The 26101-nt window shown below is 43.3% G+C and carries 26 protein-coding genes; 18 read left to right on the top strand and 8 right to left on the bottom strand.

Annotated features, from left to right (window positions below; genetic code table 11):
- The first annotated feature begins 347 nt into the window (after positions 1-347).
- The 4 genes from H6G46_RS08530 (at position 348) to H6G46_RS08515 (ending at position 3948) form a co-directional block, all read left to right on the top strand.
- Positions 348-893, top strand: a complete 546-nt coding sequence (locus H6G46_RS08530) for a heme-binding protein (protein ID WP_010872266.1) — start codon at positions 348-350, stop codon at positions 891-893.
- A 106-nt stretch (positions 894-999) separates the two neighbouring features.
- The gene (locus tag H6G46_RS08525; RefSeq protein ID WP_010872267.1) at positions 1000-1869 is read left to right on the top strand and encodes a hypothetical protein; all 870 of its coding nucleotides are present in this window, start codon (positions 1000-1002) and stop codon (positions 1867-1869) included.
- A gap of 79 nt (positions 1870-1948) precedes the next feature.
- Entirely contained in the window at positions 1949-2929 is a 981-nt protein-coding gene (locus H6G46_RS08520) for a WD40 repeat domain-containing protein (protein ID WP_010872268.1), read from the top strand.
- 14 nt (positions 2930-2943) lie between these two features.
- Complete coding sequence (locus H6G46_RS08515; RefSeq protein WP_010872269.1) at positions 2944-3948, top strand: hypothetical protein; 1005 nt, start codon at positions 2944-2946, stop codon at positions 3946-3948.
- A 46-nt stretch (positions 3949-3994) separates the two neighbouring features.
- Here H6G46_RS08515 and H6G46_RS08510 read toward each other — a convergent pair whose 3' ends face one another.
- The 8 genes from H6G46_RS08510 to H6G46_RS08475 all read right to left on the bottom strand — a co-directional run bounded on the left by H6G46_RS08510 (position 3995) and on the right by H6G46_RS08475 (position 9667).
- Positions 3995-4522, bottom strand: coding sequence for a heme-binding protein (locus H6G46_RS08510; protein ID WP_010872270.1), 528 nt, complete (start codon positions 4520-4522; stop codon positions 3995-3997).
- Positions 4523-4583: 61 nt separating this feature from the next.
- Positions 4584-5591: a polysaccharide deacetylase family protein gene (locus H6G46_RS08505; protein ID WP_010872271.1), complete on the bottom strand. Its 1008-nt coding sequence runs from the start codon at positions 5589-5591 to the stop codon at positions 4584-4586.
- Between the two features lie 3 nt (positions 5592-5594).
- A complete protein-coding gene (locus tag H6G46_RS08500) occupies positions 5595-6482 on the bottom strand; it encodes an alpha/beta hydrolase (RefSeq protein ID WP_010872272.1) in 888 nt (295 codons plus the stop codon).
- A gap of 20 nt (positions 6483-6502) precedes the next feature.
- Complete coding sequence (locus H6G46_RS08495; protein ID WP_010872273.1) at positions 6503-7366, bottom strand: sugar phosphate isomerase/epimerase family protein; 864 nt, start codon at positions 7364-7366, stop codon at positions 6503-6505.
- Positions 7363-8169 carry a cupin domain-containing protein gene (locus tag H6G46_RS08490; protein ID WP_010872274.1) on the bottom strand — a complete coding sequence of 269 codons (807 nt, stop codon included), beginning with the start codon at positions 8167-8169 and terminating at the stop codon, positions 7363-7365. The genes H6G46_RS08495 and H6G46_RS08490 overlap by 4 nt, the downstream gene beginning before the upstream one ends.
- A 26-nt stretch (positions 8170-8195) precedes the next feature.
- On the bottom strand, positions 8196-8366 hold the full coding sequence (locus tag H6G46_RS08485; protein ID WP_020861642.1) for a hypothetical protein: 171 nt from the start codon (positions 8364-8366) through the stop codon (positions 8196-8198).
- Between the two features lie 27 nt (positions 8367-8393).
- Entirely contained in the window at positions 8394-9197 is an 804-nt protein-coding gene (locus tag H6G46_RS08480) for a cupin domain-containing protein (protein ID WP_010872275.1), read from the bottom strand.
- Positions 9198-9223: 26 nt separating this feature from the next.
- A complete protein-coding gene (locus H6G46_RS08475; protein WP_010872276.1) occupies positions 9224-9667 on the bottom strand; it encodes an antibiotic biosynthesis monooxygenase in 444 nt (147 codons plus the stop codon).
- 483 nt (positions 9668-10150) lie between these two features.
- Between H6G46_RS08475 and H6G46_RS08470 the strand changes: the two genes are divergently transcribed.
- The 14 genes from H6G46_RS08470 to trpD all read left to right on the top strand — a co-directional run bounded on the left by H6G46_RS08470 (position 10151) and on the right by trpD (position 26094).
- Positions 10151-10717, top strand: a complete 567-nt coding sequence (locus H6G46_RS08470) for a hypothetical protein (protein WP_010872277.1) — start codon at positions 10151-10153, stop codon at positions 10715-10717.
- A gap of 11 nt (positions 10718-10728) precedes the next feature.
- The gene (locus tag H6G46_RS08465) at positions 10729-11070 is read left to right on the top strand and encodes a carboxymuconolactone decarboxylase family protein (RefSeq protein WP_010872278.1); all 342 of its coding nucleotides are present in this window, start codon (positions 10729-10731) and stop codon (positions 11068-11070) included.
- A gap of 69 nt (positions 11071-11139) precedes the next feature.
- The gene (locus H6G46_RS08460; protein ID WP_010872279.1) at positions 11140-11736 is read left to right on the top strand and encodes a DJ-1/PfpI family protein; all 597 of its coding nucleotides are present in this window, start codon (positions 11140-11142) and stop codon (positions 11734-11736) included.
- 32 nt (positions 11737-11768) lie between these two features.
- Entirely contained in the window at positions 11769-13592 is a 1824-nt protein-coding gene (locus tag H6G46_RS08455) for an AGE family epimerase/isomerase (protein WP_010872280.1), read from the top strand.
- A gap of 5 nt (positions 13593-13597) precedes the next feature.
- Complete coding sequence (locus tag H6G46_RS08450) at positions 13598-13927, top strand: anti-sigma factor antagonist (protein WP_010872281.1); 330 nt, start codon at positions 13598-13600, stop codon at positions 13925-13927.
- Between the two features lie 9 nt (positions 13928-13936).
- The gene (gene glgX / locus H6G46_RS08445; RefSeq protein WP_010872282.1) at positions 13937-16060 is read left to right on the top strand and encodes a glycogen debranching protein GlgX; all 2124 of its coding nucleotides are present in this window, start codon (positions 13937-13939) and stop codon (positions 16058-16060) included.
- A 59-nt stretch (positions 16061-16119) separates the two neighbouring features.
- Positions 16120-16446, top strand: coding sequence for an anti-sigma factor antagonist (locus H6G46_RS08440; RefSeq protein WP_010872283.1), 327 nt, complete (start codon positions 16120-16122; stop codon positions 16444-16446).
- Positions 16447-16545: 99 nt separating this feature from the next.
- Complete coding sequence (locus H6G46_RS08435; RefSeq protein WP_010872284.1) at positions 16546-18450, top strand: SpoIIE family protein phosphatase; 1905 nt, start codon at positions 16546-16548, stop codon at positions 18448-18450.
- A gap of 5 nt (positions 18451-18455) precedes the next feature.
- On the top strand, positions 18456-18887 hold the full coding sequence (locus tag H6G46_RS08430) for an anti-sigma regulatory factor (protein WP_010872285.1): 432 nt from the start codon (positions 18456-18458) through the stop codon (positions 18885-18887).
- Between the two features lie 257 nt (positions 18888-19144).
- Entirely contained in the window at positions 19145-21115 is a 1971-nt protein-coding gene (locus H6G46_RS08425; protein ID WP_231848052.1) for a hypothetical protein, read from the top strand.
- Between the two features lie 13 nt (positions 21116-21128).
- Entirely contained in the window at positions 21129-22199 is a 1071-nt protein-coding gene (locus tag H6G46_RS08420; RefSeq protein WP_010872289.1) for an AEC family transporter, read from the top strand.
- A 177-nt stretch (positions 22200-22376) separates the two neighbouring features.
- Positions 22377-23639: an ABC transporter substrate-binding protein gene (locus tag H6G46_RS08415; protein WP_014407172.1), complete on the top strand. Its 1263-nt coding sequence runs from the start codon at positions 22377-22379 to the stop codon at positions 23637-23639.
- Between the two features lie 7 nt (positions 23640-23646).
- Entirely contained in the window at positions 23647-24648 is a 1002-nt protein-coding gene (locus H6G46_RS08410; protein WP_010872291.1) for a cache domain-containing protein, read from the top strand.
- A gap of 399 nt (positions 24649-25047) precedes the next feature.
- Positions 25048-26094 (top strand): anthranilate phosphoribosyltransferase, encoded by a 1047-nt coding sequence (gene trpD, locus H6G46_RS08405; protein ID WP_010872292.1) that lies wholly within the window; start codon positions 25048-25050, stop codon positions 26092-26094.
- Positions 26095-26101 lie beyond the last annotated feature (7 nt).

The raw sequence follows: 26101 nt of genomic DNA, 5'->3' as shown, positions 1-26101 counted from the left end.
TAAGTCCCCAAAATTTAGATACGTTTCGTAAACTAAGTACAAATTATGTAAGTGGAGTTAGATTTTGGTTTAAAATTGCCTGGAGTATCTGCCAAAACATAAGTTCAAGCTGGCGATCGCCATTGGGCAATGGGTTCTAATAGGTTCTAGCCAAAGCAAGAAATTTTTCATTTAAGCAACTCAATTAGTGATACAGATCGTTGAATTGCCAAAAAATAAGTATGATTAATCTTAATGATTAGATTCCCGTCGTAGTTTACCCTGTTGCGGCGGCACAAAATCAATTTTTTAAAAGTCTTAACTATGAGTAAAATTAGGATTATTTCACTAACTAGAGGCAAATTTCTGTGAAAGTGAGCAAACGTTTTTTCCAGCCTTGTTTAGTGTTGGGGATTTCCCTTGGTTTATCTTTAGCCCTTGTTCCTGACGCCCTAGCCCTAAAAACCTATTATCAATTGCCCATAAGCCTAGCAGTAGAAGCGGCCATGGAAGCGGTCAATACCTGTCAACAGGATGGTTATAACGTCACCGCCACGGTGGTCAATCGAGAAGGTTTAGTACAAGCTGTAATTCGGGGAGATGACGCCACCCCCCACACCATCGAAAATAGTTTTTATAAAGCCTTTACTTTGATTACCCTGGGCCCCATCACTGGGCAAGATTCCACTGGGGCGATCGCCCAAAAGATGACCCCAGCTCCTTTGCCTGTGGGTTCTGTGCCCTTGGCTCCCAATCCTATTACTGGTCTTAGTTTTAGCACCGGCGGCTCAGCCATTAAAGTGGGAGACCAATTAGTGGCGGCGATCGGCGTTTCTGGTTCACCCAATGGTAATTTAGACCAAACCTGTGGTCTGAAAGGTATTGAAAAAATTAAATCCCGTTTAGTGCCTTAAACTTTTACCCTTGTCCATGGTTGGTAACCCTTAAGCTTTTTTTACGGAAGACGATCAAGCGAAATATAAAGAAAAGTATCTCACTAAAGCCATCGAAATATTTTCCATGAAACAGGTTAATTTTTTAGCTGGATTTTTGTCTAATTCCCTTATTACTTTAGTTATTATCTTTGTTGTCACTGTTGCCACCGTTACCACCTTACAAACAGCTAAAGCCGTTGCAACTTTAGATAATCAAAATATCTATACACCATCGGCGAGCAATATTCGAGGCATTCAGGAACGAATTGTTTATGATTTTCCCGATACGGGTTTGAAATTAACCATGCCCAGATTTCTTAAAGATCCTGTGGCTTTCGAAACTCCAGGCAAAGACGTATTAATTATGTTGAGAACACCGGCTGATACCTGTGGCTTGTATCAAATGGCGGAGGCTATCTTAACCCCTAATGCTGGTCCGCCGCCCCATTTTCATTACGCTTCCGATGAGTGGTTTTTTTCTACGGAACCATCCCAAGTTCGGCTTTATAGTTCTCAGGAATTTCAGGCCCCGTTACAAGTCGGTCAAATTCCTGGGATTAATGTTGACCCCATTAAAGTTGGTTCCGTTCTCGAAGATCAAGGGGAAATAATTTTTTCTCCTAGGGGGATGGTGCATTATTTTCGTAATGAAACTCCGGGGAAAGCGGAAGTCCGGGGTTTTTATAATGTTTGGGCTCCTGGCTATGGCATTTCCGAACGATTTGAAGGAATTGATAACCTTGATGGATCCAACAGCAACCAGTCCATCCCCTTGGCACAGAAAGAGTTTTTACAAACAGCCCTTTGGGGAATTCCCCACGATATCACCGGCGGCTTTGTGGGAACTAAGGATTATTACAATGAGCGGGGTTCTGTTTTTATTCATCCCGATAACATCGAGGAACTCCAAGCCCTGTTCGACCAGGGGGAAGCTTGCTATCCCAATGAAGGATAAATTGAATTTAATCTCTACATAATTAGACTTTTTTTCAAAAAAATATTTCAGTTTTTATTCTCAATTCAGGATTTTTTAAATGCGTATTTTTCCTGTATTTTTACTAACTTTCAGCCTTTTTTTAATCAAGGAAGAAATAGTTACAGCAGAAGTTAAAGTTTCTGCGCCGGTGGTTAATCAATCTGGCATTAAGCTAAATCTTGAGCGACAATTTACGGGGTCTGATGTGGCTATTAACCGTATCCATTTTAGTCCCGACGGACAATTTTTACTAACGGCGGCCGCAGATGGCGTGGGCACTTTATGGACTAAAGAAGGGGAAATGCTGGGGCAACTACAGGGTCAAAAGCCCCCCATGTTCAATGCTCGTCTTTCCCCCGATCGCCAAATTTTAATCACCACTGGCTATGACGGTACCATTCGCTTGTGGAATTTGCAGGGGGAGCTACTGGAGGAACAACAGCCCCATCGAGCAGCGGTGGCCGATGCCATATTTAGTCCCGACAGTCAAATTATTGTCACCTGTTCTGATGATGGCCAAACTAAAATTTTTACCCGCCAAGGTCAAGAAATAGCTAGTGTTTTAAAATCAGGTACAGCTCGAAATTTGGCGTACCATCCCCAGGGACTTTTAATTGCTAGTGTTTCCGATAGCGGTTCCCTCCATTTAATTAATCCCAACGGCAAAATTGAACGGGAAATTTCCACAGGCCAAGGGCGAATTAATAATGTTAACTTTAGTCCGAATGGTGAACAATTATTAACTTCAGGCATTAATGGTTCTGCCAAGTTATGGAATTTAGCAGGGGAATTAATCCATGAATATAAAGTTGTGCCCACCGGTTGGGTTAACAGTGCCCAGTTCTATCCTAAAGGTGAATGGCTAGCCACCGCCAGTGACGACGGTACGATTAGATTTTGGCAAAAAGATGGTCAATTAATTTATGAATTACCGTTGGTTAATGCCCGCTTAACTAGCTTGAGTTTTTCTCCCGATGGCAAGCAGTTAGCGGCCACCAGCAGTCAGGGACAGGTTTGGGTTTTTAATTTATCTTATTAAGGATTAATAGCAAGATGAAACATAAATTTCTAGTTAGTTTTTTACTGGGATTAACCATTAGTTTCGCGGGCGCCCAGGTTATTGCTAAAACGCCCTCGGTTAATAACGCCCCTGTAGCGCGGAGTGTAAACCAATCCCCCATTCAGCTAGAAGTTATTAAAAGTTACCAGGGTCATACGCTCAAAGGGGAAGCAATTATTCAAATTCATTACAGTCAAGATGGCAATTATTTGCTCTCTACTGCCACCGATGGTTTGGCTAAACTTTGGACAGCGGATGGAGAATTGGTGCGGGAATTTGCTGGTAAGCCTGTAGCTATGATTTTTAACGGTGCCTTTAGCAGGGACGGGAAAGCCATTATTACCGCTGGCTACAACGGTGTTGCCCGTATTTGGGATGTGCAGGGCAATGTATTGGGGGAAATTCTAGGCCACACTTCTGCTGTTACCGATGTAGTTTTCTTGAGTGATGATATGGGGGTAGTCACCAGTTCCGATGACGGCACTATTGAAGGTTGGTCAAACATTAAAGAACCACTGTTTACTGTAACTCGTCCTGGGGTGAGTCGTAATATGGACTTTAATGCCCAGACAAACTTGATTGCTGTCACCCAAGATATTGGCGAAATTACGTTACTAAATCCCGCTGGAAAAGTTGTAAGAATTATCGAAACCGATCAAGGTCGCCTCAATGATGTCGATTTTAGTCAAGATGGTAAGTTGTTAGTTACAGCTGGTTTTGATGGCACAGCTCGGGTGTTTAATCTTGATGGCCAAGAAATATTAAAAATTGATGTGCTTGATGATGGGTGGGTTACTGGGGTTGCCATCAACCAAGACAATTTAATTGCCACCGTTTCCGACGATGGCATTTTAAGAGTGTGGAATTTACAGGGACAATTATTGGGGCAATATAACCCCAATTTAGAAAGATTGGGCAGTGTATCTTTCCATCCCAACGGCAAAAATTTGGCGATCGCCGCTTACCACGGCACCATTATTTTGCTGGAGTTGCAATAAATAGGAAGAAGACTGATATTTTTGCCCGATTCTTAACTATTTTCACTTAACGTAAATCTGGCAGAACAGCATCCCGACCTTTAATGGCACAACCTTCGTCCACCATCCCAATGGGAGTGCCGGAAACCCCCAAGCCTCCCACCACTTTGCCCTGGGAAATCAAGGTCACTCCGCCGGGAAAAAGGGTGATGCCCGTGAGGGGATCGGCAGGCATGGGCCATGTGCCCACTCCCTGGGCTCCCTTTGCTTGCATTGACGCCAAAATACCAGAAGTCCTGTCCAAATTATGATTGGTAGCTAGGGTAACGGCGGAATAGGCTTTATTGAATGAAGTTTGCACCGTATGCACAAGGGCCCCATCGCTACGAATGACCACCAACACATTACCTTCGGGATTGACGACGGTGGCCGTAACCCCATAACCTTCCTGACGACAAGCGGCGATCGCCGACTGGGCCGCTTTAATGGCAATTTCCGCAGGTAAAACGGGGGTTTCTTCTAGGGCCAAAGCTGGTAGAGCTAAACCCGTTAAAGCAATGGTAGTTAATAGCGGAGTAAAAGTAAATTTGAGCATGGTGAAATTCCTTGTTTGACAACAAAATTGCTGGGATATTTTAGGCTAATTATTCTGTTAATTAACTGGTGGCACTAGGGACAAAATTAGGCACATTGGGATAAACATTTTGAATATCTTCCCGAATGGTATTGGGGTCATTTAATGCAAAGTTGGCAATGTCAATTTTTTTCATAAACGCCACCCCTGGTTTTGCCATCACATACTTAAGAAAATCTTCAAATACATAAACATGCTCCGGCCGTTGCAGGCGATCGTGCATTGTTACCGCCATCATCCGTCGTCGATAGGCAGCTTCCTCATAAAGGCGATCGAAAGAGTTTTTCAACTCGGTTAAGTACTGGCCAGAGGAAAAGAAGCGGGCCTCATAAGCACGAATATCATTCAGATAAACGGCGTAGGGCACCACCATGATAGATTTGCCGTTGTTGAGGTTAACAATGAAAGGTTCATCCCGGCTGACATCATCAATGTGATAAACAAAACCCAATTCATTCAGTACAGTAAGAATATTGACAGAACCCCGTAAACCCGGGGCATTGTAGCCCACTGCCCGCTGTCCTGTAACTTTTAGGATTATGTCCACATTACGTTGAATAAAGTCCCTTTCCTGGGGCGCGGTCATATTAAATTCATTGTCCCAATCCCAACCATGGGCCGCCGCTTCATGGCCCCGTTGGACAATTTCCTTGGCCCGGTCTGGATACATTTCCACCGTGCGCCCAGACATGTGGGAAGTGATTTTAATTTTGTACTTATCTAGTAAATCGAGAATACGGGGAACCCCTTCCGTATAGCCATAGCGGTACCAAGTAATGGTGGGCATATCGTAGTAATCCGGCGGCGGGGTAAAGTTTCCAAAGGGAGTAGGAGCACCTTTGGCCGGCTGACTGCCTGTTTCAAACATTAAAGACAGGGAAATAGGCAAACGGATATTGTCGGGCCAAAATTTACCGCCCCTATTGCTAGATTGTTGCGCCAACAGTGGCTTATTGCCCATCAAAGCGTAACTGGCGATCGCCCCGGCTCCGGTGGCCAGGCCATATTTAAACAGATCTCTTCTTTGCATAATTCAGGACTCCTTGGTGGTTGCAAAAGTGGTTAAAATTGCCTGGAAAATTTCCTCCGGTGCTTCCTCAGGAATGTAATGGCCACACTGTTCAATCACGTAACCAGTAATGTCATCACAATAGGGAGATAAACCGTTATAAATTAAAGATTTAGTGGCAAATTCTCCCCCCATAGTAAAAATTGGCTGACTAAAATGCGTCTCCGCCGTGGGAGTATTAGCCTTTGTTGTTTCCTCTAGGGCAGAGTACCAAAGAAAACCAGCTTTCATTGCCCCAGGACGACTATAGTAACGAGCATAGTAATCCATGACTTCGGGGGTAAGATTCTGCTTCCGTTTAGATTTATTAGTGAAATACCAACTGAGATATTCATTTTCTTTTCCTGTAACCAAACTACTAGCTAAATCCGGCACCATATGAAAATAAAACTGCCAAACTTTTGGTGCATTAACCACAGAGAAGAAATCGTTACTAACCAAACCGGGAATAGCTGCATCAATTAATCCTGCCCCCAGCACAGCTTCTGGAAAAAATTTCAGCACTGTAAAGGCAACCCAAGCCCCCACATCATGACCCACTAAGTAAAAAGAATTAATTTCTTTTTTGGCTAAAAAGGCTTTAATTTCCCTCGCCGCTGTGCCGCAATCATAGGGGCCATCGGGAATATCGGAATCCCCCTGACCCCTCATATCCAGGGCAATTACCCGGAAATGCTCTCCCAATTGTTCTAGCAATAGCCGCCAGACGTAGCAGGTTTGGGGCCAGCCCCCCAGTAGAAGTAATGGTTGCCCGCTTCCCCCTTCAATGGCATGAAGATTCACTCCTTCAACGTCGGTATAGGTATGCTCAAAGCTTGATGGCAAGGCGATAGGAATAAAGGGGCTATTCATAGATTATTGACTGAGTAAATTTAGTTAGTTTGATAAGTTTGTCGCAAAAATTTCAGTCCATCTTGGGCAAGGGCTTCATTACTGGGAGCCACCGTGCGCCACAAGCGGGCTCCATTAGCCAATTCCTTATCCTCAAAATTAAAACTTTCAATGGTGACCCAACCTTGGTAATCCATGGTTTGTAAGGCTTTAAACCAATGGCCCCAAGCAAAGGAATCACTGCCGGGAGTGCCCCGGTCTTTGGCACAGGCATGGATATGAAAACAATGATTGCTCGCTTGTAAAAAAGCTTTGATTACATCCTTTTCTTCAATATTCATGTGGAATAAATCCAGTAATAGCCCCAGTTGAGGACAATCCACTGCATCGAGCAATTCTAAGCCTTGAGCTACAGTATTTAAAGCATAACCTTGAAAACGATTCAGGGGTTCCACAGCAAACTTCAGATCAGTTTTGATCAGAGTTTCCGCTACCAGCTTAAAGGCCTCCTGCATGCGAACATTTTCCCGTTTTTGCAGAGGTTCTCCACTGAGATAACCCACAGGATGGGGGAACGGCCCAGAGAGTTGAATGATGCCGCATTGTTGACAGAATTTAATTGCCCTTTCCAGATAAGCAATGGATTCCCGCCAGCAGTCTTCATCCTTGGTAGTCAAGGATAAACCCCGGGGTAAACTGGTGCAAAAGGTTAGCTCTACACCATACTTTTCGCCATAACTTTTAAGTTGGAGGGGATCAATTTGGTCGAAATAATGGGTGGCAATTTCTATCCCATCAAATCCCCACCTTTTAGCATCTTGGAAAACATATTCTTCATTACCAAGAAATTCTTTTTTCCAGATAAAAGTATGAACTCCAAACTTGATTTTGGGGGAAGAAATCATGAGCAGGTTACCGATTTATCACCACGGTTAAAAGCTTCAATTACCTCCACCATACGCTCTAAGTCTTTATCATTTTTTAGTTTGGCAATTTGGGCAGGTAATTTGTCACTAATGGTGTTGACATATTCCATAAAGTAGGAACTTTGATTAATCCCATATTTGGGAGCTTCCGAAGCAAAGGCCGCCCTTTGGGCATTGGTCAATTCCGGTAAATTGTTCAAATCAGTAATGCGGGGCCCCACAGCTTGAAAATATTCCCGCATCCCACCGTCATGGTAGGGAAAATCCGGTGCAACTTCATTACGCATCCAAACAAAAACAATGGGTAATGTTTTATCCGTAGGATTAACAAAACCATGCATGTAATGGTTGGGAGAATAAATCAATTGTTTGGGTTCGCTTTGAATGCTATACAAATCTCCCCGACCGGCTCCCCCGACCACAGGTAACTCGTCCATATTGGGATATTGTTTAGTGCTGTGGAACAGTTCAATACCGCCTTCCGGAGTCCAAAACCATTCATTGATGAAGTAATGAATATGGGGCATGGGGCCGCCTCCGGGGGGAATTTGGGCGTGGGCGATGGCAAAACCAATGTCCTTGGCACTACAGGAAGCAATATCAAAAATTTCGTTGGCAGGAGTATAAATTAGCAGGGGATCCGCTAATTTGGGCATGGGAATATCGTCAAAGGTATGAATTTCTGTTTCTGCGGCAACGCTAAAATTTTGCAAAAACAGAATAGTCCCCAACGTCAGAGTTAAAACTAGACCAATACCCCAAAGTTTGACTTTCAATAGCATAATTGCTTCTCCAGGCTAATTTAGATTTAAAAACCAAATTTTTGCTTGATAAACGTGTAAGTGACTTGGCCTAAAAGACAGGCTCCGGCAGCGACTAAGCCTTCAAAAGGGGGAACGGGCAAGGGGAGTTTGAAAAAGCCAAAAATCACTCCTAAGATCCAGCCGCCAAGAATGGCAAAGCCTAGTTCTTTACTCATAAATTTTCCCAGAAATTGTTGAAAGTATTAAAAGCATTTAACAGTTGCATCGCCTTGATTGTAGGCATTGATAGTATCGATAATCCGGTTTAAGCTCTGATCATTTTCTAACTTAGTTAATGACGTTGGTAGCTTGCCGCTAACCCCATCTACATACTCAAAAAAGTAGTAGCTTTGGTTAATACCATAAAGGGGAGCATGGCTGACAAATTCTATTTTGGATTCCTCTGTGATAGCTGGCAAATGCTTTAAATCTTTGATGGGAATGCCCACGTCCTGGAAATATTCCCGGATGCCACCGTCATGCAATTCGTATTCAGGAGAAATGCCGTCTTCCAACCAAATAAAGGTCAAAGGACGGGTTTCTGTGGTGGTATTGGCAAAGCCATGGACTCGATATTTGGGCCCGTAAACGATCTGATTGGGTTCAGTATTAACAGTGTACACAGTGGTATTGCCGGCCTGTTCATCGGTGGCGGGATTCTCCAAATCGGGGTACTCTTTCACACTTTGAAATAGTTGCAGTCCCCCTTTCGGAGTCCAAAACCACTCATTGGTGTAATGATGGATGTGAGGTAGTGGTCCCGCCCCTGGGGGAATCTGGGCTTCCGCAATGGTGAAACCAATACCATCGGCATTGCAAGTGGAAAATTCAAAAATTTCCCCTGCTGGTCCCAGAATTTTTTCTGTTTTTTCTATGTTGGGATGGGGAAAATTATCCAACGTAGAAATTGCCAAGGCTTTAGGAATTGCTATGGTCAAAGTGCCTAAAACTATCAGTAAAATGAGGCACAACTTGGAAAGTAATGGGGATAAACGTAAAGTTTTCATGACGTTGACTAGGATTTGAGGAAAACTTACAATGTCTGCGTTTCGGCTATTTTATAAATCTTAATTTCGGCTGGCTTAGCTAATAAATCAGGAGATTTTTCCACAAATTCATGGAAGTAAGGGGTTTGAAAATGATAGTCGAGGGCCGCTCGATTCCGCCAAACTTCAAAAAAAAGAAAAGAATTATCTTCCGTTTCATCCTCATAAAAACTGTAGGAAATACAGCCAGGTTCCGACCGAGAAGGCTCAATAAATGTCTGGGATAGGGCAATAAATTCTTCTTTTTTATCGGGTTTTACCTTAATGTTGCCCGCTACGACAATGGGATCGTCCGCCCCCTTAACATCCTCTGCCAAACTGGGAGATGGCAGCAAGAAAATGCTAGTAAACACCAAAAAGGAAAGGATAATGGTCAGCCCCCTTTTTAGCAATGCTGCTCTGTTATCAGACAGAAAAAAATCAGCTCTCATGTTCAGATATATTAATAAGTTGTCCAGGTCATATCAGCTATACCTTGATTAAGTACCCAGGGGAAATCAAGCCAGCTGATCGCCGCAATCTTGCCAATTATCAGGCATTATAGGAATCTTCCCTAGCTTAGGCTTAGTACGTTTACAAATATTTACATGGTTAAATTTTGGCGATCGCCAATGGACAGTCTAGGGACAATTAAAATGTCAAGAATTATTGACTAATTGTCAAGGAATGATAGCTGCAAAACGTCGAAATGGGTCGAGCTGGATTTCCTCAGTAACATTTCGTTACAGTGGCAATTTAGTCGGGAGATTATGCTATGCTTTGCACCAAATTAGTTCTCTTTGAATTTTTCTTTCGGAGTGCGGAGTATTCTGGTTCTGAACAGGTGAATTTTTTCAAGCCCGTCACCCGTCGGAACTGACCCCCGCTTTGCTTAAATTAAACTGATTACTTTTAGTTATCTTGGCAAATCATCTATGTCATCAAGAAAAAATTACTACTTAGGTTTGAAAGCGGACTATTCGCAGCCCGGCCTTGTGCCCGATACCCTCAAGGAGAAATTAATCGCTGAAGGCATTGCCTACGTAGCCCAAAAGGAAGCCACCCTACCGGCGATCGATGATTCTTACACCCTGGAAGTTATTGAACAGGAAAACAAAGATTGGTGGCCAACCCACTGTGAAGCTTTGCGACAGGGTCGGGGAGATATTTTAACCGGGGAATACCGGGAAGATTTGGTTTACTTTTGCCAAGATGGTCCCTACTCTGGCCTGGAACAACAACAGGAACGGGAAAAACATTGGTGGGCTTTAATTGCTCAGCCTGGGGTTACCATGGTCTGGCCCATTGTCATGTTTTACGGTGAACATACTTTCTTTGAATGGAAATGTGTGGACGATGAAACCCACGAAACGATCGCCAAGGGCAATGTCACCTGGGTGCGCCGGGGTCACCGGGGTGGCTGTTATTTAAAAACAGAACAACTCACTTTTTATCGGGACGTGTTTGCTCCTGATAGTTTACTAAAACTAATCACTACCTAGGAGTTAGCCCCATGAGTGAGTTTAAAAACGCTGTGCTGGATGATAAAGACCTCCAGGCAGGTCTGGGTGGGATTAATCCTAAATTTGGTGATTTTTGCACCAGGGTAGCGGGGGAAGCCTGGGGTTTACCATTAATTGATCAAAAAACTAAAGCCCTAATTGTCATTGCGGTGGATGTGGCTAATCAGACCCTCAGTGGCCCTTTTCAAGCCCATGTGGATATGGCCCTAAAACAGGGTGCTACTAAGGAAGAAATTGAAGAAGTGCTCTCCTTCATGTGTGTTTATGGTGGCTTTAATAAAGCCGCTGGAGCTTTTGCCGCCCTAAAAGAAATTTTCGAGCAAAATTCTTAGATAACTTTTAAAAATCCCCCCTGGTTCCCAACCTCGGAGAAATTTATTCCTCATCAAATTAGGAGCTTTATGACCACAACAAAAGGTAAGATTGGTGTCTTAATCGAAGAACATTTTGATGGCACTGAATATCGCTGGTTTAATGAGTATTTTCCCGCCCAGGGCTATGAAGTGGAATATATCAGCCATTTGTGGGGACAACCGGAACTGAAGTTTGGTTCTAACCCAGAAAATGACCAAGTGGAATACCACGTCACCGTAACCACGGAAGTGAATGATATTGACCCCAAAGATTACAAGGGCATTATTGCCATTGGGGCCTACGCCATGGATCGCTTGCGGTACCAAGCCACCGTCAAAAAAGGTGAAAAAAATCAAGCCCCCGCAGTTATTTTTCTCCGTAAAGCAGCGGCCACTGAAGGGTTAAAGCTGGGAACCATTTGCCATAGTTTATGGCTATTTTGCGCCGATCCCGATCTGCTTAAAGATAAAAAAGTCACCTGCGCCCACAACATTATTTGTGACGTGGAAAATGCTGGAGCGGATGTGGTGTATGAAGAGGATCAGACCGCCGAGTTGGTAATTGACGGCGATCTAATTACCGGCAAACATCCAGGCATGATTGAAGAATTTGTCAAAACTTTTGTTGAGCAAATCGAAGCTTAAAAACCTTTCCGTCCTTCCCGTGGCATCAACATATGAGTCCCAAAATTAACTTTCCTTTTTCCGATCTGATTGCAGGTTATGTGACAAGTTACGACCAAGAAGCGGATATTTTTGGTCTGAAAACCTCCGACGGCCAAGAGTTTCAGGTCAAACTTAGTCCCATGGCCTACGCCAAAGTGATCCAAAACTTTGATGAAGGTTATCCCGATGCCACCGGCACTATGCGGACTTGGTTAACCCCAGGGCGATTTCTCTACGTTTACGGCGTTTTTTACCCTGATACGGCTATTTTTGACGGGAAACAGGTGGTCTTTGCAGGCAAAAAGCCAGCGGAATACGTGTTTGAGAAACAGGATTGGTGGATTAAACAGGTAAACTCCCTCGGTAAGTTTTTTATCAAAGCCCAATTTGGCGACGGGGAGATTGATTACCGCCATTACCGCACCGATTTGTCCATGAGTGGGGAGCGGTCAACGGTGAATTTTCGCCAAGAAACGGATACCATTTCCCGCCTGGTGTACGGCTTTGCTACCGCCTTTATGATGACCGGGGATGACCAATTTTTGGAGGCGGCGGAAAAAGGTACGGAGTATTTACGGGAGCATATGCGCTTTGTCGATAAGGACGAAGACATTATTTACTGGTACCACGCCATTGATGTGCAGGGGGAAAAAGAACAAAAAATCTTTGCGTCCGAATTTGGCGATGATTACGATGCTATTCCTGCCTACGAACAAATCTACGCTTTAGCCGGCCCCATCCAGACCTACCGTTGCACTGGCGATCGTCGTATTCTCCATGACGCAGAACAGACCATTAAACTGTTCGACAAATTTTTCCTAGACAAGAGCGAATATGGGGGGTACTTTTCCCATCTCGACCCTTTGATGTTGGATCCCCGCAGTGAATCCCTCGGTCCCAACAAAGCCCGGAAGAACTGGAACTCCGTGGGGGATCACGCTCCGGCTTATCTAATTAACCTATGGTTGGCCACCGGGGAGCAAAAATATGCCGATATGTTGGAATATACCTTCGACACCATTGAGAAATATTTCCCGGACTACGACCATAGCCCCTTTGTGCAAGAACGTTTTTACGAAGACTGGAGCCACGACACCACTTGGGGCTGGCAACAAAATCGGGCTGTGGTGGGGCACAACCTCAAAATTGCCTGGAATTTGATGCGGATGAATAGCCTCAAGTCCAAAGAAAAATATGTGGAGTTAGCCAAGAAAATTGCTGACCTGATGCCGGCGGTAGGTAGTGACCAACAGCGGGGCGGCTGGTACGACGTGGTAGAAAGGTTGTTGGATAACCATAGCCGTTGCCATCAATTTGTTTGGCATGACCGCAAAGCCTGGTGGCAACAGGAACAGGCGATTTTGGCCTATCTAATTTTGGCTGGTATTTTGGACGATGAAGAATACCACCGCCATGGCCAGGAGGCGTCCGCTTTCTATAACGCTTGGTTCCTAGATTTAGAAGATGGGGGCATTTACTTTAACGTCCTTGCCAACGGCATTCCCTACCTAGCGGGGGGTAATGAACGGGCTAAGGGTAGTCACTCCATGAGTGGTTACCATTCCTTTGAACTTTGTTATCTAGCGGCGGTGTACACCAATTTTCTGATCACCAAGCACCCCATGGATTTCTATTTCAAACCCTTGCCTAACGGTTTCCCCGACGGTATTCTGCGGGTATCCCCGGATATTCTTCCCCCTGGCAGTGTGGCGATCGCCAGTGTGGAAATTGACGGCAAACCCTATGAAAATTTCGATGCCCAGGGCTTAACTGTGACCTTACCCGACAGCCAAGAACGGGTCAAAATCAAAGTTCGTTTAGTCCCCACTGCCTAAGCCCCATGGATATTCAAATTAATCAACAGGAAGACATTACCGTTGTCACCCTTAGCGGGGAAGTGGACGCCAACACGGCCCCGAAAATCCATGAAGTGATTCTGCCCCTAGCGGAACCGGGGTCAAAAATTCTTCTGGACATGACCGCTGTGCCCTATATGTCCAGCGCGGGGTTACGGCTTTTGCTCTATCTCTACCGCCAAACCACCGCCAACTCAGCCCAATTAGTATTAGTAGGGCTTTCGGAGGAGTTGATCGACACCATGGCCGTGACCGGATTTCTTGACTTTTTCACCACCCGTCCCACCCTAGCCGAAGGCAAAGAGGCATTTTAGCAGGACACCATGGAACGCATAGATATTCATCCCACCCACACCGCTAACGGTTACAAACTCCGCTGTGGCCAGCCCTTTCCCTTTGGGGCCACCATTGTGCCGGGGGGAGTTAATTTTTCCATTTACTCTAGCCATAGCACCGCTTGCACCCTAGTACTGTTCGAGAAGCGGGCTCCCCAGCCCTTTGTGGAGATTCCCTTTCCAGAATCTTTTCGCATTGGTAATGTCTATTGCATGGTGGTGTTTGACCTGGATTTTGAGAATCTGGAATACGGCTATCGCATGGAAGGCCCCAATAACTTCCAGCAGGGCCATTGGTTTGACCCCAGTAAAGTCCTTCTTGATCCCTACGCCAAAGTGGTCAGTGGCCGGGATGTTTGGGGCACCCAACCCAATTGGGACGATATTTATCAACACCGGGGCCGCCTCAGCTTTGACGATTTTGATTGGGAAAACGATTCCCCCCTGGATGTTCCCCTCGAAGACATGGTCATTTATGAAATGCATGTGCGGGGTTTCACCAAAGATCCTTCCTCCGGAGTAAAGGAAAATCACCGGGGCACCTTCGCCGGCATTCTCAGCAAAATTCCCTATCTACAGGAATTGGGTGTTAATACCATCGAATTAATGCCGATATTCGAGTTTGATGAGTTTGAACATAGTCGTTACCACCCAGAAACGGGGGAATTTTTAGTTAACTACTGGGGTTATAGCACCGTTAACTTTTTTGCACCTAAAGCGGGTTACGCTGCCACCGGTAAATTCGGCATGCAGATTGACGAGTTGAAAAACTTAGTCAAGGAACTGCATAAAGTAGGTATTTCCGTCATTTTGGATGTGGTTTTTAACCATACGGCGGAGGGCAATGAACGGGGCCCCACCATTTCCTTTCGAGGATTGGATAACAAAACCTATTACATGCTCACCCCGGAGGGTTACTATTTCAACTTTAGTGGCACTGGCAATACCTTAAACTGCAATAATCCCATTGTGCGGGGCATGGTGCTGGACTGTCTGCGATACTGGACAGCGGAATTTCATATTGATGGTTTTCGCTTTGATTTAGCCTCTATTTTGGGAAGGGATCCCTGGGGCTACCCCTTGGCCAATCCCCCTCTTTTGGAAACCCTGGCCTTTGATCCCATTTTGGCCCGTTCCAAACTTATTGCTGAAGCCTGGGATGCCGGTGGGCTATACCAAGTAGGATCTTTTCCCAGTTATGGCCGCTGGGCCGAATGGAATGGGAAATACCGAGATACGGTGCGAAAATTTATTAAAGGAGATGCGGGGGTAATTGGGGAAATGGCCCAAAGGCTACAGGGTTCCCCCGACCTTTATCAAGGAGCCGGACGACCTCCCTCCACTTCGATCAATTTTGTGACGGCCCACGACGGCTTTACCCTGGCGGATTTGGTGGCCTATAACGGCAAACATAATTACGCTAACGGGGAAAATGGCAATGATGGAGCCAACGACAATTACAGTTGGAACTGCGGGGTAGAAGGTCCCACCGATAACCCTGATATCCTCAGACTCCGGGCCCGGCAAATGCGGAATGCGATCGCCATTTTGTTGGTGAGTCAGGGGGTGCCCATGCTGTTGATGGGAGACGAAATGGGCAAAACCCAAGACGGCAACAATAATACCTATTGCCACGATTCCCCTTTCAATTGGCTCAATTGGCATTTACTTGAACAAAACCAGGCTTGGTTTCGGTTTGTCAAACACTGCATTGCTTTCCGTCTAGCCCACCCTGTATTACGCAACAGTGAACATTTCCAAAACTGCGATTACCTTGGTGTGGGATTTCCCGATATTAGTTGGCACGGAGTCAAGCCCTGGCACGCTGACTGGTCCGCCGATAGCCGAGTTTTAGCTTTTATGCTTTGTGGTCGCCATGCCAAAGGTGGCCGAGTTAAGGATAATCAAATTTATGTGGCCATGAATATGCATTACGAAAGTCTTTGGTTTGAACTGCCAGCTCCCCCGGTGGGCACCACTTGGCACGTTTTCGCCAACACAGGGGCCCAGCCTCCAGAAGATATCCATCCCCCTGGGCAGGAGCCCCCCCTCTCTTCCCAATCATCCCTACTCATTGGCGATCGGAGTGTTGTTATTTTACTGGCTAAATAAATTGTCTTAAATTTCCCTTTCCCTTCAATTCACCATTATTTAGATTTTTGTAAAAAACCATGGCTTTCAACATCGAATCGGAAATTATTAATAACGCTGCTAAATTAACCCTAATTGGTGAACTAGACGGCGGTACTGCTCCTTTGTTTAAGGAAAAAATCGAAGAAGTTGCCCAAGCAGAAATTTCAAAACTAGTGTTAATGATGGATCAATTGGAATATATGTCCAGTGCCGGTTTACGTATCTTAGTTTTTGCCAAACAAAAAATGGGCAGTGGCGTGGAAATATTTTTAGTGGGTACCCAGGAAATGGTCAATGATACTATTGAGCAAACTGGATTACACCACAGTTTTCATTTAGTGGAAAGCTATGATTTTCATTCCTAGACAACAAAGTTTTGCCAGTGCATAGTTGAAAATCAACCGCATAAATGGAGGAGATAGAATATTAGTAAGGAGCTAAATTACTTTTGGTAAATTAAACCAATGAAAATGAAACTGATTCAACCTTTCATACAATCAATTCGGTTTCGCATTGTTGGACTTCTCCTGCTTTGTCTGATTCCTCCTACCTTAGGAGGGATTTTTCTTATCGACTCCTATACCGGAAGACAATTAAAAAAAATTGCAGAGCAAGATCTTCAAAGCCGGGCAAGATTGATTATCCAATTGATTTCCCGTTCAGATCGAGAGCGTCAACAAAGTACAGCTTTTGTTGCTTCCCAACCGGCAATAGTCGAATTCAACGTTGAAGCATCTCAGTATTTTTTAAACGAGTTCATTAAATTTCACCAATGGAATGGGTTCTTCGTTGTTGCCAACCAAGAGGGGGAACTAGTTGCGGGCAGTGATGGTGCCAACCAAGAAAAAGGATTACCTCTTAAGCACTGGTTTGAAGAAGTAAAAGATAAAAATCGACATTTAAACCGGTTATTTCCTGGAAAGACCTATGCAGAGAGCAAAGATTGTTTAATTGTGCCTATCCACAGCAAAAATGATCAAACTCAAATTGGCATTGTTGTGGAATGTATTCCCTTACCAGTTATTGCTGATTTTGTTCAAAAAATTTTAAAAGATGCTGAGCTTGAGCGTATTTTATTAGTCAATTATGAGGGGTATATTTATGCCGACACCGATTTCAAAAATTACGGCGTACTAGAAAACAAAAAAAAATCTCCCCTTGTCAATCGGCTGCTCAATGACCAAAGTGGGTTTGTTTATAGTCAAGGTAAGTTTTCCTATCTTTCTCCCGTCCATCTGCGGGGAGCCAAAACCTGGGGATTAATTGTAGAAAATTCAGAATCTGACATTCAAGCAGCTATTTTGAATGTTAATAGAATTGGTTATCTGCTAGTTTTAGTAATTGGGGGAATTGTGGCCTATGCTTCCTGGATGGTAATCCACCACAGCACGGTTCCTATTTTGGATCTAACTAAGGCTTCCCAAGCGATCGCCGCGGGAGATTTAGATTATGAAATCAATATTAACCAGGGCAATCGTCAGGATGAAATTGGTATTTTGGGTAATAGTTTTATCTACATGAAAAACCAAATTAAAACCCTGATAGCTCAGGAAGTTAAGGATGGGGTTAACCGTTTGGAATTAGAAAAAGGTCGACAAATTCAGCAAAACTTTTTACCCATTAGCTTGCCTGATTTACAACAGTGGCAGATAAATGCTGTTTTTGAACCGGCTCGCTCTGTTTCTGGAGACTTTTATGACGCCTTTTTGTTAGGTGATGATTATTTGGCGATCGTGATTGGTGACGTATGCGATAAAGGGGTAGGTGCCGCTATGTTTATGGGGTTATTCCGCAGTTTATTGAGGGTATTTTCTGGGGAAACAATGCCTGGGGACACCTGTATCCGCGACGTTAACTATAAATGCAGCGCCAATGATGGCAATGGCAAAAAAAAGGTTATCGTGCAATTTTTAAATGCAGTGCGACTCACTAATGATTACATTGCCACAGAACACGGAGACATGGCCATGTTTGCCACTCTATTTTTTGGTGTAATTGATATTAGTAATGGTAATCTGAGCTATATCAATGCTGGCCATGAACCAGTTTTTATCTTAAATTCTGAGGGTATTAAGCATAGATTAAAATCCACTGGTCCTGCGGTAGGAATGATGCCCAATTCTACTTTTACAATTGATAGTTTAAAAATTGATCCTGGAGAAATGTTGATTGGTTATACTGATGGCGTTACCGATGCTCGATCGCCAACTAAAGAATTTTTTGGTCGTCAACGATTGATGGAAACATTAACAGCCAATTTTTCAGCAAAAACAGAAATTCTAGACATAATTAAACAAGAATTAATCGGACATATTGATGGTTCTATTCAGTTCGACGACATTACTATGATTGCTGTTTACCGTAATTAGGTGCCATGACTATTTTAAATTTTTCCGCTGATCTAAATGCCTTAAACAGCATTGGCAAACATATTCTAGAGCAAGCTCAAGCGGTTGGATTACCCAAAAAAAGAGCTTATAAACTAAGATTGGCGGTGGATGAACTAGCAACTAATATTATTAATTATGGCTATGCCAATGCACCGGGTCATAATCAAATTAGCATCCAAGTAGAAGCGGATGATTGTCAATTAAAGGTTACTATGGTGGACACTGGCTTGCCCTACGATCCCCGCGATCGCCAATTTGATCAATCAATTCTTAGTCTGGAAGCAGAAGATCGACCCATCGGTGGACTAGGGATTTTTTTGGCTCTGCAAAGTGTAGATGAATTTACCTATGAAGTGAGGGGAAATAAAAATATTAGTTGTTTAGTCATGAATTTTGATCCTCCGGGCAATGATTAATGTTACGAGAGAAAGTAAATTAATTGAATAATTGCTACAATTACCAACATTTAAATATTTGATTTGCCCACTGCAACCTTTTCTTTGTTATTGTTTCTTTTTTCATGGCGATGTTACCTCTGCCAAACTATTGCCGTATTGCCCCGCGCCAACCAGAACCATTATCTAAATTTCACGGCCAGCAGTCTATTAGGTTGCAAAGTTTTCCTGAGCTCTGTTTAAGTTTACCTGAAGGCAGTCATTATTTGACTGCAAGAATGAATTTATATGAACATTTTGGTCATGATCAGGTGTTTAAAGCTTGCATTGATTACCTAGAAAAAGCCCTAGAAAAATTGGGAATACTAGATAGCGATATTCCAGCTAGGTTATTACTAGTTTTTCCGGATCACACCCGCACCGCCATTGCGGTTCGCCTACTGTTAGACGCTATTTTTTACTTCCAGGAAACCTATAAGCATTTACAATTCAGCATCCTTTTTGGTTTAGGTACCCATCCCCCTATGACACATAAAAGTGTGAGTGAATATTTGGGGGGGGAGCGTTATCAAAAATTGATTAATCTGGGAATTACTATTCGTCAACAGACCACAATTGCCCCCCTGGAACCCCAAGTAAAAATTAAGGTGCAAGATCGATTAAAAATTGATGAAGTTTCCAATTACAGTTTTGCAAATTTGAATAGAAACACTGCCCAGTTACAAGAAGTGATCGCCGATTTAAATACGGTTAATTTATCTGATTTAGATGAAAATTTATTGATAAAAAACCAATTTGATTTTCCTAATCAAACCAATGAGTTAAATCAAAAACCTCAAATAAAAACAACAAAACTATCCGATAATTTCAATCCGTCTCAAGAATATTTTCTTTCTTTGCCTGGGGAATTGTGGCAACATCACCTTACTATTGTAGCAGGAGACACAGAGATACATCCCTACGAAAGAAGGGGCGGAAGTGGCGGCTTGAATAAAATGTTAGTGGTAGGTTTGGCCAATATTCAGGCCATTCGTCGTAGTCATAGCACCAAAGTTTTACTAAGTTCGCCAATCAGTCTAGACCTAACACAAAATGCCTTTGTTCATACCTTGGATTATTTAGTAGAGTGCTTTAATCAATCTCTATTAACTCGTACTCCTTGCCTTGCTCGCACCTATCCCCTCGGCTTTTCCGTTGTTTCCTTGGAAAATCAGCATGTTAATGGTTTTTGGTTCGGCCAAAAGGATCAAGACCGACAAGCTCTGACGGCGATCGCCAAAGAAAGTCGCACTGTTCATTTACCAGAAAAAATTCATATTCTAGTGGTGGATACAGATATCAAAAAAGGCACTGATATTTTAGCTGGCGCTAGAGCTTTACAATACGTATGCGAGTGGGATAGTCAAGAAAATTGTCTGCTAGCCGATACTCCTCGTCAAAGAGTTGCCCTCCTATTTAACCCTTGTCTGGAACAACAAAACCATGGTGGTATTGGTAACCAAGGGACTAAAAAGCAATTAGATGTCTTGCAAAAAATAGTGCACAGCAAAATAAAATTATTTAGTAGTCAGTTACAAATGTGTGAAAATTTCGATGATGTAATTGGTATTATCAAAACTTACCGTCGACAAGTTTTAACTGCTTGGTATCACCATTTACAACTCATTAGTGAATTTGATGATTTTCTTGTAATGATCAGAAATGTAGTGTTGATTATCCAAGAGTTGCCTAACTCATCTAAACACCAAATTAATACTAGGGAATTTCTGCAAGCAACCTTAGCCAATTATGCCAATGAATACAGTGAAGAGGCAAAATCTATTCAAGAATTACTTGATATTTATCTCACCCACGAAAATTTAGGAGCAGTGATTACTAAAATAGATCAACTCCAGCAATATTATCAATTATCTGAAGGTTTGGGAGAAGGTGGGCAAAGAGTTTTACGTTGTTTAAAATTACTGCATAAATTTGAAACTTTTTTGCTAGCCACGGACAATCAAACCGTACTAGATTATTTGGCTAAACTAGATCCCGATTTGAACAACTATCTTCCTCCAGCATTAAGGAAAATATTAGATAAACAAAAAATTCATCTAAATTTACTAGGAATTCGGGGCATTAATTTGACTGTTTATTCACCCCAACAATGTTTAGAATTAGCGATAAATTACGGGCAATATTACAATCACGAATCTCAAGACCTACGTATTGCTTTTCTACAAGAGCCGTTAATTGTTTACCATTAATCATGATTGACCAATGAATTCATTCTTGATTATTATTTTTCGACTGTATTTGCCTATTAGTGTGGCAATTTTAACTGGTGTTTTATTGAGTTTTTCCCTTGAAAAACTGCAGGGAAACTTTTCAAAAAACAAGCATCTGTCCCTAGTAGTTCCCAATTACTTGGGTAAGTTTCTCTTTTGGTTTGGAGTTCCCCTAGGGGTAATTAACTTTGTTCATAAAGCGAATTTATCCGGAGGAATTTGGCTCTCCCCCATCGTAGCTTGGGGCGCGGTTGTACTGGGGATTTTTCTAAGCTGGCTCTGGGTCCAAACCCTTTTTCCCAAACCATCCCTTGCTTTCCAAACTAGTTTTACTTTAGTTAGTACAGTGGGCAATACTAGTTACATCGGCTTTCCAATTATTCTATTGCTTCCCCAACTGGGGCCAGACTATTTTGGTTGGGCAATTTTGTATGATCTTTTAGGAACTTTTTTAGCCGCCTATGGCTTAGGCTCAATTTTAGCCAGTCGTAGTTTACTTACTAATCCCAACAAAATAATCAGCTTTGGTCTCGATTCACCAGTATTTCCTATTAATCAAAAGACTATTACTGACCATATTAAGTCGTCTATATTAAAAATTTTTCAATGGCTAAAAAACAACTTAGTTATCTTAGTTAAAAATCCTACTTTAATTGCTTTTATCATTGGTTTGATTTTGCGTCCTATAGTCTTTCCTCCCTGGTTAGATATTTCTTTAGGGTGGTTTGCTTGGTCGATAATCATGCTTTCCCTAATATTGATGGGCATGCGGCTACAACAACTCGACTCATGGGGCAACATTAAGATTGCTTTCAGCGCTGTCTCGATTAAAATGCTTTTAGTTCCCCTAGTTATCGCCATGGCCCTAACCACTGCTGGATTGAGTGGCCCGCCTCGCCTAGTCTTGGTACTACAATCATCCATGCCTTCTGCTTTTGCTAGCCTGATATTAGCAGAGGCCTACGATCTAGACCGAGATTTGGTGGTGACGTGCTTGGGGCTAAGCTCTTTGATGTTATTTTTCACCCTGCCTTTCTGGCTATGGGGCTTTACCACTTGGTAAATTTGGTTACACGAAACTCGCCATTAATCACTGAATGGAATCAACATTTTGCATAAAACTTTACCAAGATTTTTATCTTTTCCCATTACTATTTGTCTGGTAACCTTTGGTTCTTTCTTCTTATTTAGCTGTAATTCAGGTCAGGTTAACCAAATTTTAACACCTGCTGATGACAATGTGTTAAACATATGGTGGAGTGAAGGTTATTACCCAGAAGAAACGGAAGCGATTCAATCTTCCATTGATGCCTGGCAGGCTGAAAGTCAAGCTAATGTTCAGATAATTTTTTTTAGTGAAAAAGATTTAGTGCAACAGCTGGAAAATGCCATCAAGGCCGGTAATCCACCGGATATTATTTATAGTTATAATCTTGATTTAGTGCTTCTGCCCCGACTAGCATGGGAAGGAAAATTAGCTGATGTTTCTAGTATCATTGAGCCGATCAAACAATTTTATGATCCAGAAGCTCTTCAAAGCGTTAATTATTTTAATAATCAAACTCGCCAGCGTTCCTACTATGCTGTCCCCATTGCCCAACAAACAACCTATATTCATTATTGGCAAGATTTACTAGCCCAAGCGGAAATTAGCGACGCTCAGCTTCCTACAGAATGGGATAGTTTTTGGCGCTTCTGGGAAGTAGCTCAAACGAATTTAATTAAGCAGAATATTGATAATATTTACGCCATTGGTTTACCTATGTCTGCAATTGCAACTGATACTTTTATCGTGTTTGAACAGTTTTTAGAAGCTTATAATGTGCAGCTTTTAGATGATGAGGGCAAACTCCGTTTTGATAATCCCCAAGTCCGCCAAGGCATTATTAATGCATTGGAAGCCTATACCAATCCCTATTTGGAAAATTTTGTTCCTCCCAATGCCATCGAATGGGGAGATCCGGACAATAATATTAATTTTTTGAGTAATGGTACCTTGATGACTGCCAATGGTTCCCTCTCAATTCCGGGCTCTCAAAAGGGAGACGAAATTAATTATTTTCAAAGAATGAGGACCATCCCTTGGCCTAATAAGCCAGATAACACTCCCATGCGCTATATAACTTCTATTAAGCAAATTGCCATCCTGGCCGAGACTGATCGCCTAGAGGAAGCAAAAAATTTAGTGGCATTCTTGGTCAAGACAGAAAATTTGGAAGCATATTTAGAAGGAGCCCAGGGACGATTTTTGCCGGTTATGCCGGCGATCGCCGCCAATGAATTTTGGTCTAATGGAAAGGATCCCCACATTGCGGTAGCCATTACCCAATTTGACAATACCCGTAGTTCCTATGTCTTACTTAACCCGGCCTATAGTGAAGTTCTGGCCCAAAATGTCTGGGGAGAAGTTATTCACGCCATTGCCACCAATCAAATCACGCCTGAAAAAGGAGCCGATCAAGCCATAAAAAAAATAACTGATATTTTTAGTCAATGGAAATAATTTATTTATGCAAAGCTGGCGACACAGGTTCCTGAGTTATGTGCTTTTAGCCTGTTTATCCTGCACTAGTTTTACTGCCTTTATTATCTACGTTAATCTACGCCAAGCTGTAATTCAACCCACGTTTGAATTTTTGACAGAGATGACAGAGGTAAAAATTGAGCAATCAAATCATTGGTTTAGTCAATTAAAAACTGATTTTAAGGCAGACTTAACAGACACCCAAGTCAAAAAAAATGCCAGTATTTTGTTGACTCAAAGACTTAATACTAACCCTGAGTATCAGCAAGCCTACCACTATTTACACAAACATTTTAATCAAAAATATCAACAACGCCTAGCCACTTCATTAATCACCAATAGTGGCATGGTGATCTTTTCCACTGACCCCAATCAGGAGGGTCAATATCGTCCTCTACAAAATACTACAACCTATTTTAAGCTGGAAAATATCAATAATTTTACACCAAATTTTTATCAGTCTGCCACCAATCAACTACCGATGATAACCCTAGCAACTCCTTTGTTTGATCAATCAGAAAAAAGAATTGGGGTGCTGACCATAGATTTAAACTTGTCTGATCTTGACCAATGGATTCGTCAACCCGTGGCCCAGGAGGAAAATACAGAGCAATTAATGGGGGAGGTGGAAAGTTACCTAGTAGGAGGATTATCTTTAACCACCAACACTTTTGTGAGCCAGAATATTCATCGAGGAGAAAATAAAATCAATACCACCGAAGATGTCATTTCAATCCCCACCCTAAAAAGTAATGGCATTAATAGGGCTTTGGAGATGGAAAGTGGTCAAGGCATGTATTTAAACTATGAACAAATACCTGTTTTGGGAGTTTATCGTTGGTTGCCTGCCTATCGGTTTGCCTTACTGGTGGAAGTTCGGCAGGCCAAAGTGTTTAGCTTTGCTCGGTTTCGTGCCGGGCAATTATTTGTTGGTGGTTTGGTATTCACTCTGGCGGCATCCTTTGGTTTATTGTTGATTAAAATTTGATTGCAAATTTCCTCCTCCACAAGATAGATATCCAGGAAAATTGATCGCCACCTTAAGAGTTTTAAACAAATCCTAGACGCAAGAAATAAGCTTTTTTCTCCGTAGAATCAACGTCGAAAGTCCCCCTTTTTAAGCCGGAGCTTTAGTGAGGAGATTTGGGGGGATAAATACCTAGCCTCGCACTTTTCAAACACTTTCTAAGACGAGCAGATAATTTTGGGTCTATCCCCGTCCCTTTGACCGGGTAATGATTTCAGCATAGGTAAAATTTTTTAGGCTAAGTATGGACAATGACTGTTATTTACCTGGAAATTGGAAATTCTGTCATTCCCACGGGAAAGGCCGCCCTAACCCCGTAAAATAAGGGGCAATTAGTTTTCTCGTATTTTTTCCATTGTTGTGAATACCACGGCTTCTTCCCCTTGGCCCCCCTTTCTCCAGCAGTTGTTGGACCGGCAATCCCTCACCCGTCAGCAGGCAGTGCAGTTAATGGAGGGTTGGCTGGACGACGATATTCCACCGGCCCTTTCCGGAGCGATACTGGCGGCAATCCAAGCTAAGGGGTTAGATCCCGAAGAGTTGACGGGCATGGCCCAGGTACTCCAGGAACAGTCCCAGGGGAACCAAGGGCGGGAGATGGTGGCCCCGTTGGTAGACACCTGTGGCACTGGGGGGGATGGCTCTTCAACTTTTAATATTTCCACGGCGGTGGCTTTTGTGGTGGCCGCGGCTGGGGTGAAAGTAGCTAAACATGGTAACCGTTCTGCTTCTAGCAAAGTTGGCTCTGCTGATGTCCTAGAGGCGTTAGGGCTTAACCTCCAAGCTGGGGCAGACCAGGTGGCGGCAGCGGTGTCGGCAGTGGGCATCACATTCTTGTTTGCGCCGGGTTGGCATCCGGCCCTCAAAAGTGTGGCTCCCATTCGCAAAACCCTTAAAGTCCGCACTGTATTCAATTTGTTGGGCCCATTGGTTAATCCTCTCCGTCCCACAGGGCAAGTGATTGGGGTTTATTCACCAGATTTTCTCTCCGTCATGGCGATCGCCTTAAAAAATTTGGGCACTGCCAGGGCCATGGTGCTCCACGGTCGGGAGCAATTAGACGAAGCTGGTTTGGGGGCTCCCACGGACATAGCTAGTTTTAACCAGGGAGAAGTGACCCCCCAGGTATTGGATCCCCAGAATTTCGGTTTAGCTCCGGCGCCTTTGACGGCCTTAAAGGGAGGGGATTTAGCCGAAAATGTGACCATCCTCAGCCAAGTTTTGCAGGGAAAGGGAACCCAGGCCCAGATTGATGCAGTAGCACTCAATGCCTCCTTAGCCCTCCAGGTGGGCGATGCGGTGCCCTGGGGTGACCATGGCCAAGGCATTCATTTGGCCAAAGACATTTTGAGTCAGGGGGCGGGTTGGGACAAACTACAACAATTGGTAGCATTTCTGGGAAGCTAGGTTTAGT

The sequence above is a fragment of the Synechocystis sp. FACHB-908 genome, from assembly GCF_014698595.1.
GTDB lineage: Bacteria > Cyanobacteriota > Cyanobacteriia > Cyanobacteriales > Microcystaceae > Synechocystis.
The sequence above is the reverse complement of the archived record's forward strand: the minus strand, read 5'-3'. Positions and strand labels throughout refer to the sequence as shown.

What these genes read in the sequence shown, in the direction of transcription:
- H6G46_RS08525 (WP_010872267.1), top strand. Translation starts at nt 1,000, where the DNA reads ATGAAACAGGTTAATTTTTTAGCTGGATTTTTGTCTAATTCCCTTATT.
- H6G46_RS08520 (WP_010872268.1), top strand. Translation starts at nt 1,949, where the DNA reads ATGCGTATTTTTCCTGTATTTTTACTAACTTTCAGCCTTTTTTTAATC.
- H6G46_RS08515 (WP_010872269.1), top strand. Translation starts at nt 2,944, where the DNA reads ATGAAACATAAATTTCTAGTTAGTTTTTTACTGGGATTAACCATTAGT.
- H6G46_RS08510 (WP_010872270.1), bottom strand. Translation starts at nt 4,522, where the DNA reads ATGCTCAAATTTACTTTTACTCCGCTATTAACTACCATTGCTTTAACG.
- H6G46_RS08505 (WP_010872271.1), bottom strand. Translation starts at nt 5,591, where the DNA reads ATGCAAAGAAGAGATCTGTTTAAATATGGCCTGGCCACCGGAGCCGGG.
- H6G46_RS08500 (WP_010872272.1), bottom strand. Translation starts at nt 6,482, where the DNA reads ATGAATAGCCCCTTTATTCCTATCGCCTTGCCATCAAGCTTTGAGCAT.
- H6G46_RS08495 (WP_010872273.1), bottom strand. Translation starts at nt 7,366, where the DNA reads ATGATTTCTTCCCCCAAAATCAAGTTTGGAGTTCATACTTTTATCTGG.
- H6G46_RS08490 (WP_010872274.1), bottom strand. Translation starts at nt 8,169, where the DNA reads ATGCTATTGAAAGTCAAACTTTGGGGTATTGGTCTAGTTTTAACTCTG.
- H6G46_RS08485 (WP_020861642.1), bottom strand. Translation starts at nt 8,366, where the DNA reads ATGAGTAAAGAACTAGGCTTTGCCATTCTTGGCGGCTGGATCTTAGGA.
- H6G46_RS08480 (WP_010872275.1), bottom strand. Translation starts at nt 9,197, where the DNA reads ATGAAAACTTTACGTTTATCCCCATTACTTTCCAAGTTGTGCCTCATT.
- H6G46_RS08475 (WP_010872276.1), bottom strand. Translation starts at nt 9,667, where the DNA reads ATGAGAGCTGATTTTTTTCTGTCTGATAACAGAGCAGCATTGCTAAAA.
- H6G46_RS08470 (WP_010872277.1), top strand. Translation starts at nt 10,151, where the DNA reads ATGTCATCAAGAAAAAATTACTACTTAGGTTTGAAAGCGGACTATTCG.
- H6G46_RS08465 (WP_010872278.1), top strand. Translation starts at nt 10,729, where the DNA reads ATGAGTGAGTTTAAAAACGCTGTGCTGGATGATAAAGACCTCCAGGCA.
- H6G46_RS08460 (WP_010872279.1), top strand. Translation starts at nt 11,140, where the DNA reads ATGACCACAACAAAAGGTAAGATTGGTGTCTTAATCGAAGAACATTTT.
- H6G46_RS08455 (WP_010872280.1), top strand. Translation starts at nt 11,769, where the DNA reads ATGAGTCCCAAAATTAACTTTCCTTTTTCCGATCTGATTGCAGGTTAT.
- H6G46_RS08450 (WP_010872281.1), top strand. Translation starts at nt 13,598, where the DNA reads ATGGATATTCAAATTAATCAACAGGAAGACATTACCGTTGTCACCCTT.
- glgX (WP_010872282.1), top strand. Translation starts at nt 13,937, where the DNA reads ATGGAACGCATAGATATTCATCCCACCCACACCGCTAACGGTTACAAA.
- H6G46_RS08440 (WP_010872283.1), top strand. Translation starts at nt 16,120, where the DNA reads ATGGCTTTCAACATCGAATCGGAAATTATTAATAACGCTGCTAAATTA.
- H6G46_RS08435 (WP_010872284.1), top strand. Translation starts at nt 16,546, where the DNA reads ATGAAAATGAAACTGATTCAACCTTTCATACAATCAATTCGGTTTCGC.
- H6G46_RS08430 (WP_010872285.1), top strand. Translation starts at nt 18,456, where the DNA reads ATGACTATTTTAAATTTTTCCGCTGATCTAAATGCCTTAAACAGCATT.
- H6G46_RS08425 (WP_231848052.1), top strand. Translation starts at nt 19,145, where the DNA reads ATGAATTTATATGAACATTTTGGTCATGATCAGGTGTTTAAAGCTTGC.
- H6G46_RS08420 (WP_010872289.1), top strand. Translation starts at nt 21,129, where the DNA reads ATGAATTCATTCTTGATTATTATTTTTCGACTGTATTTGCCTATTAGT.
- H6G46_RS08410 (WP_010872291.1), top strand. Translation starts at nt 23,647, where the DNA reads ATGCAAAGCTGGCGACACAGGTTCCTGAGTTATGTGCTTTTAGCCTGT.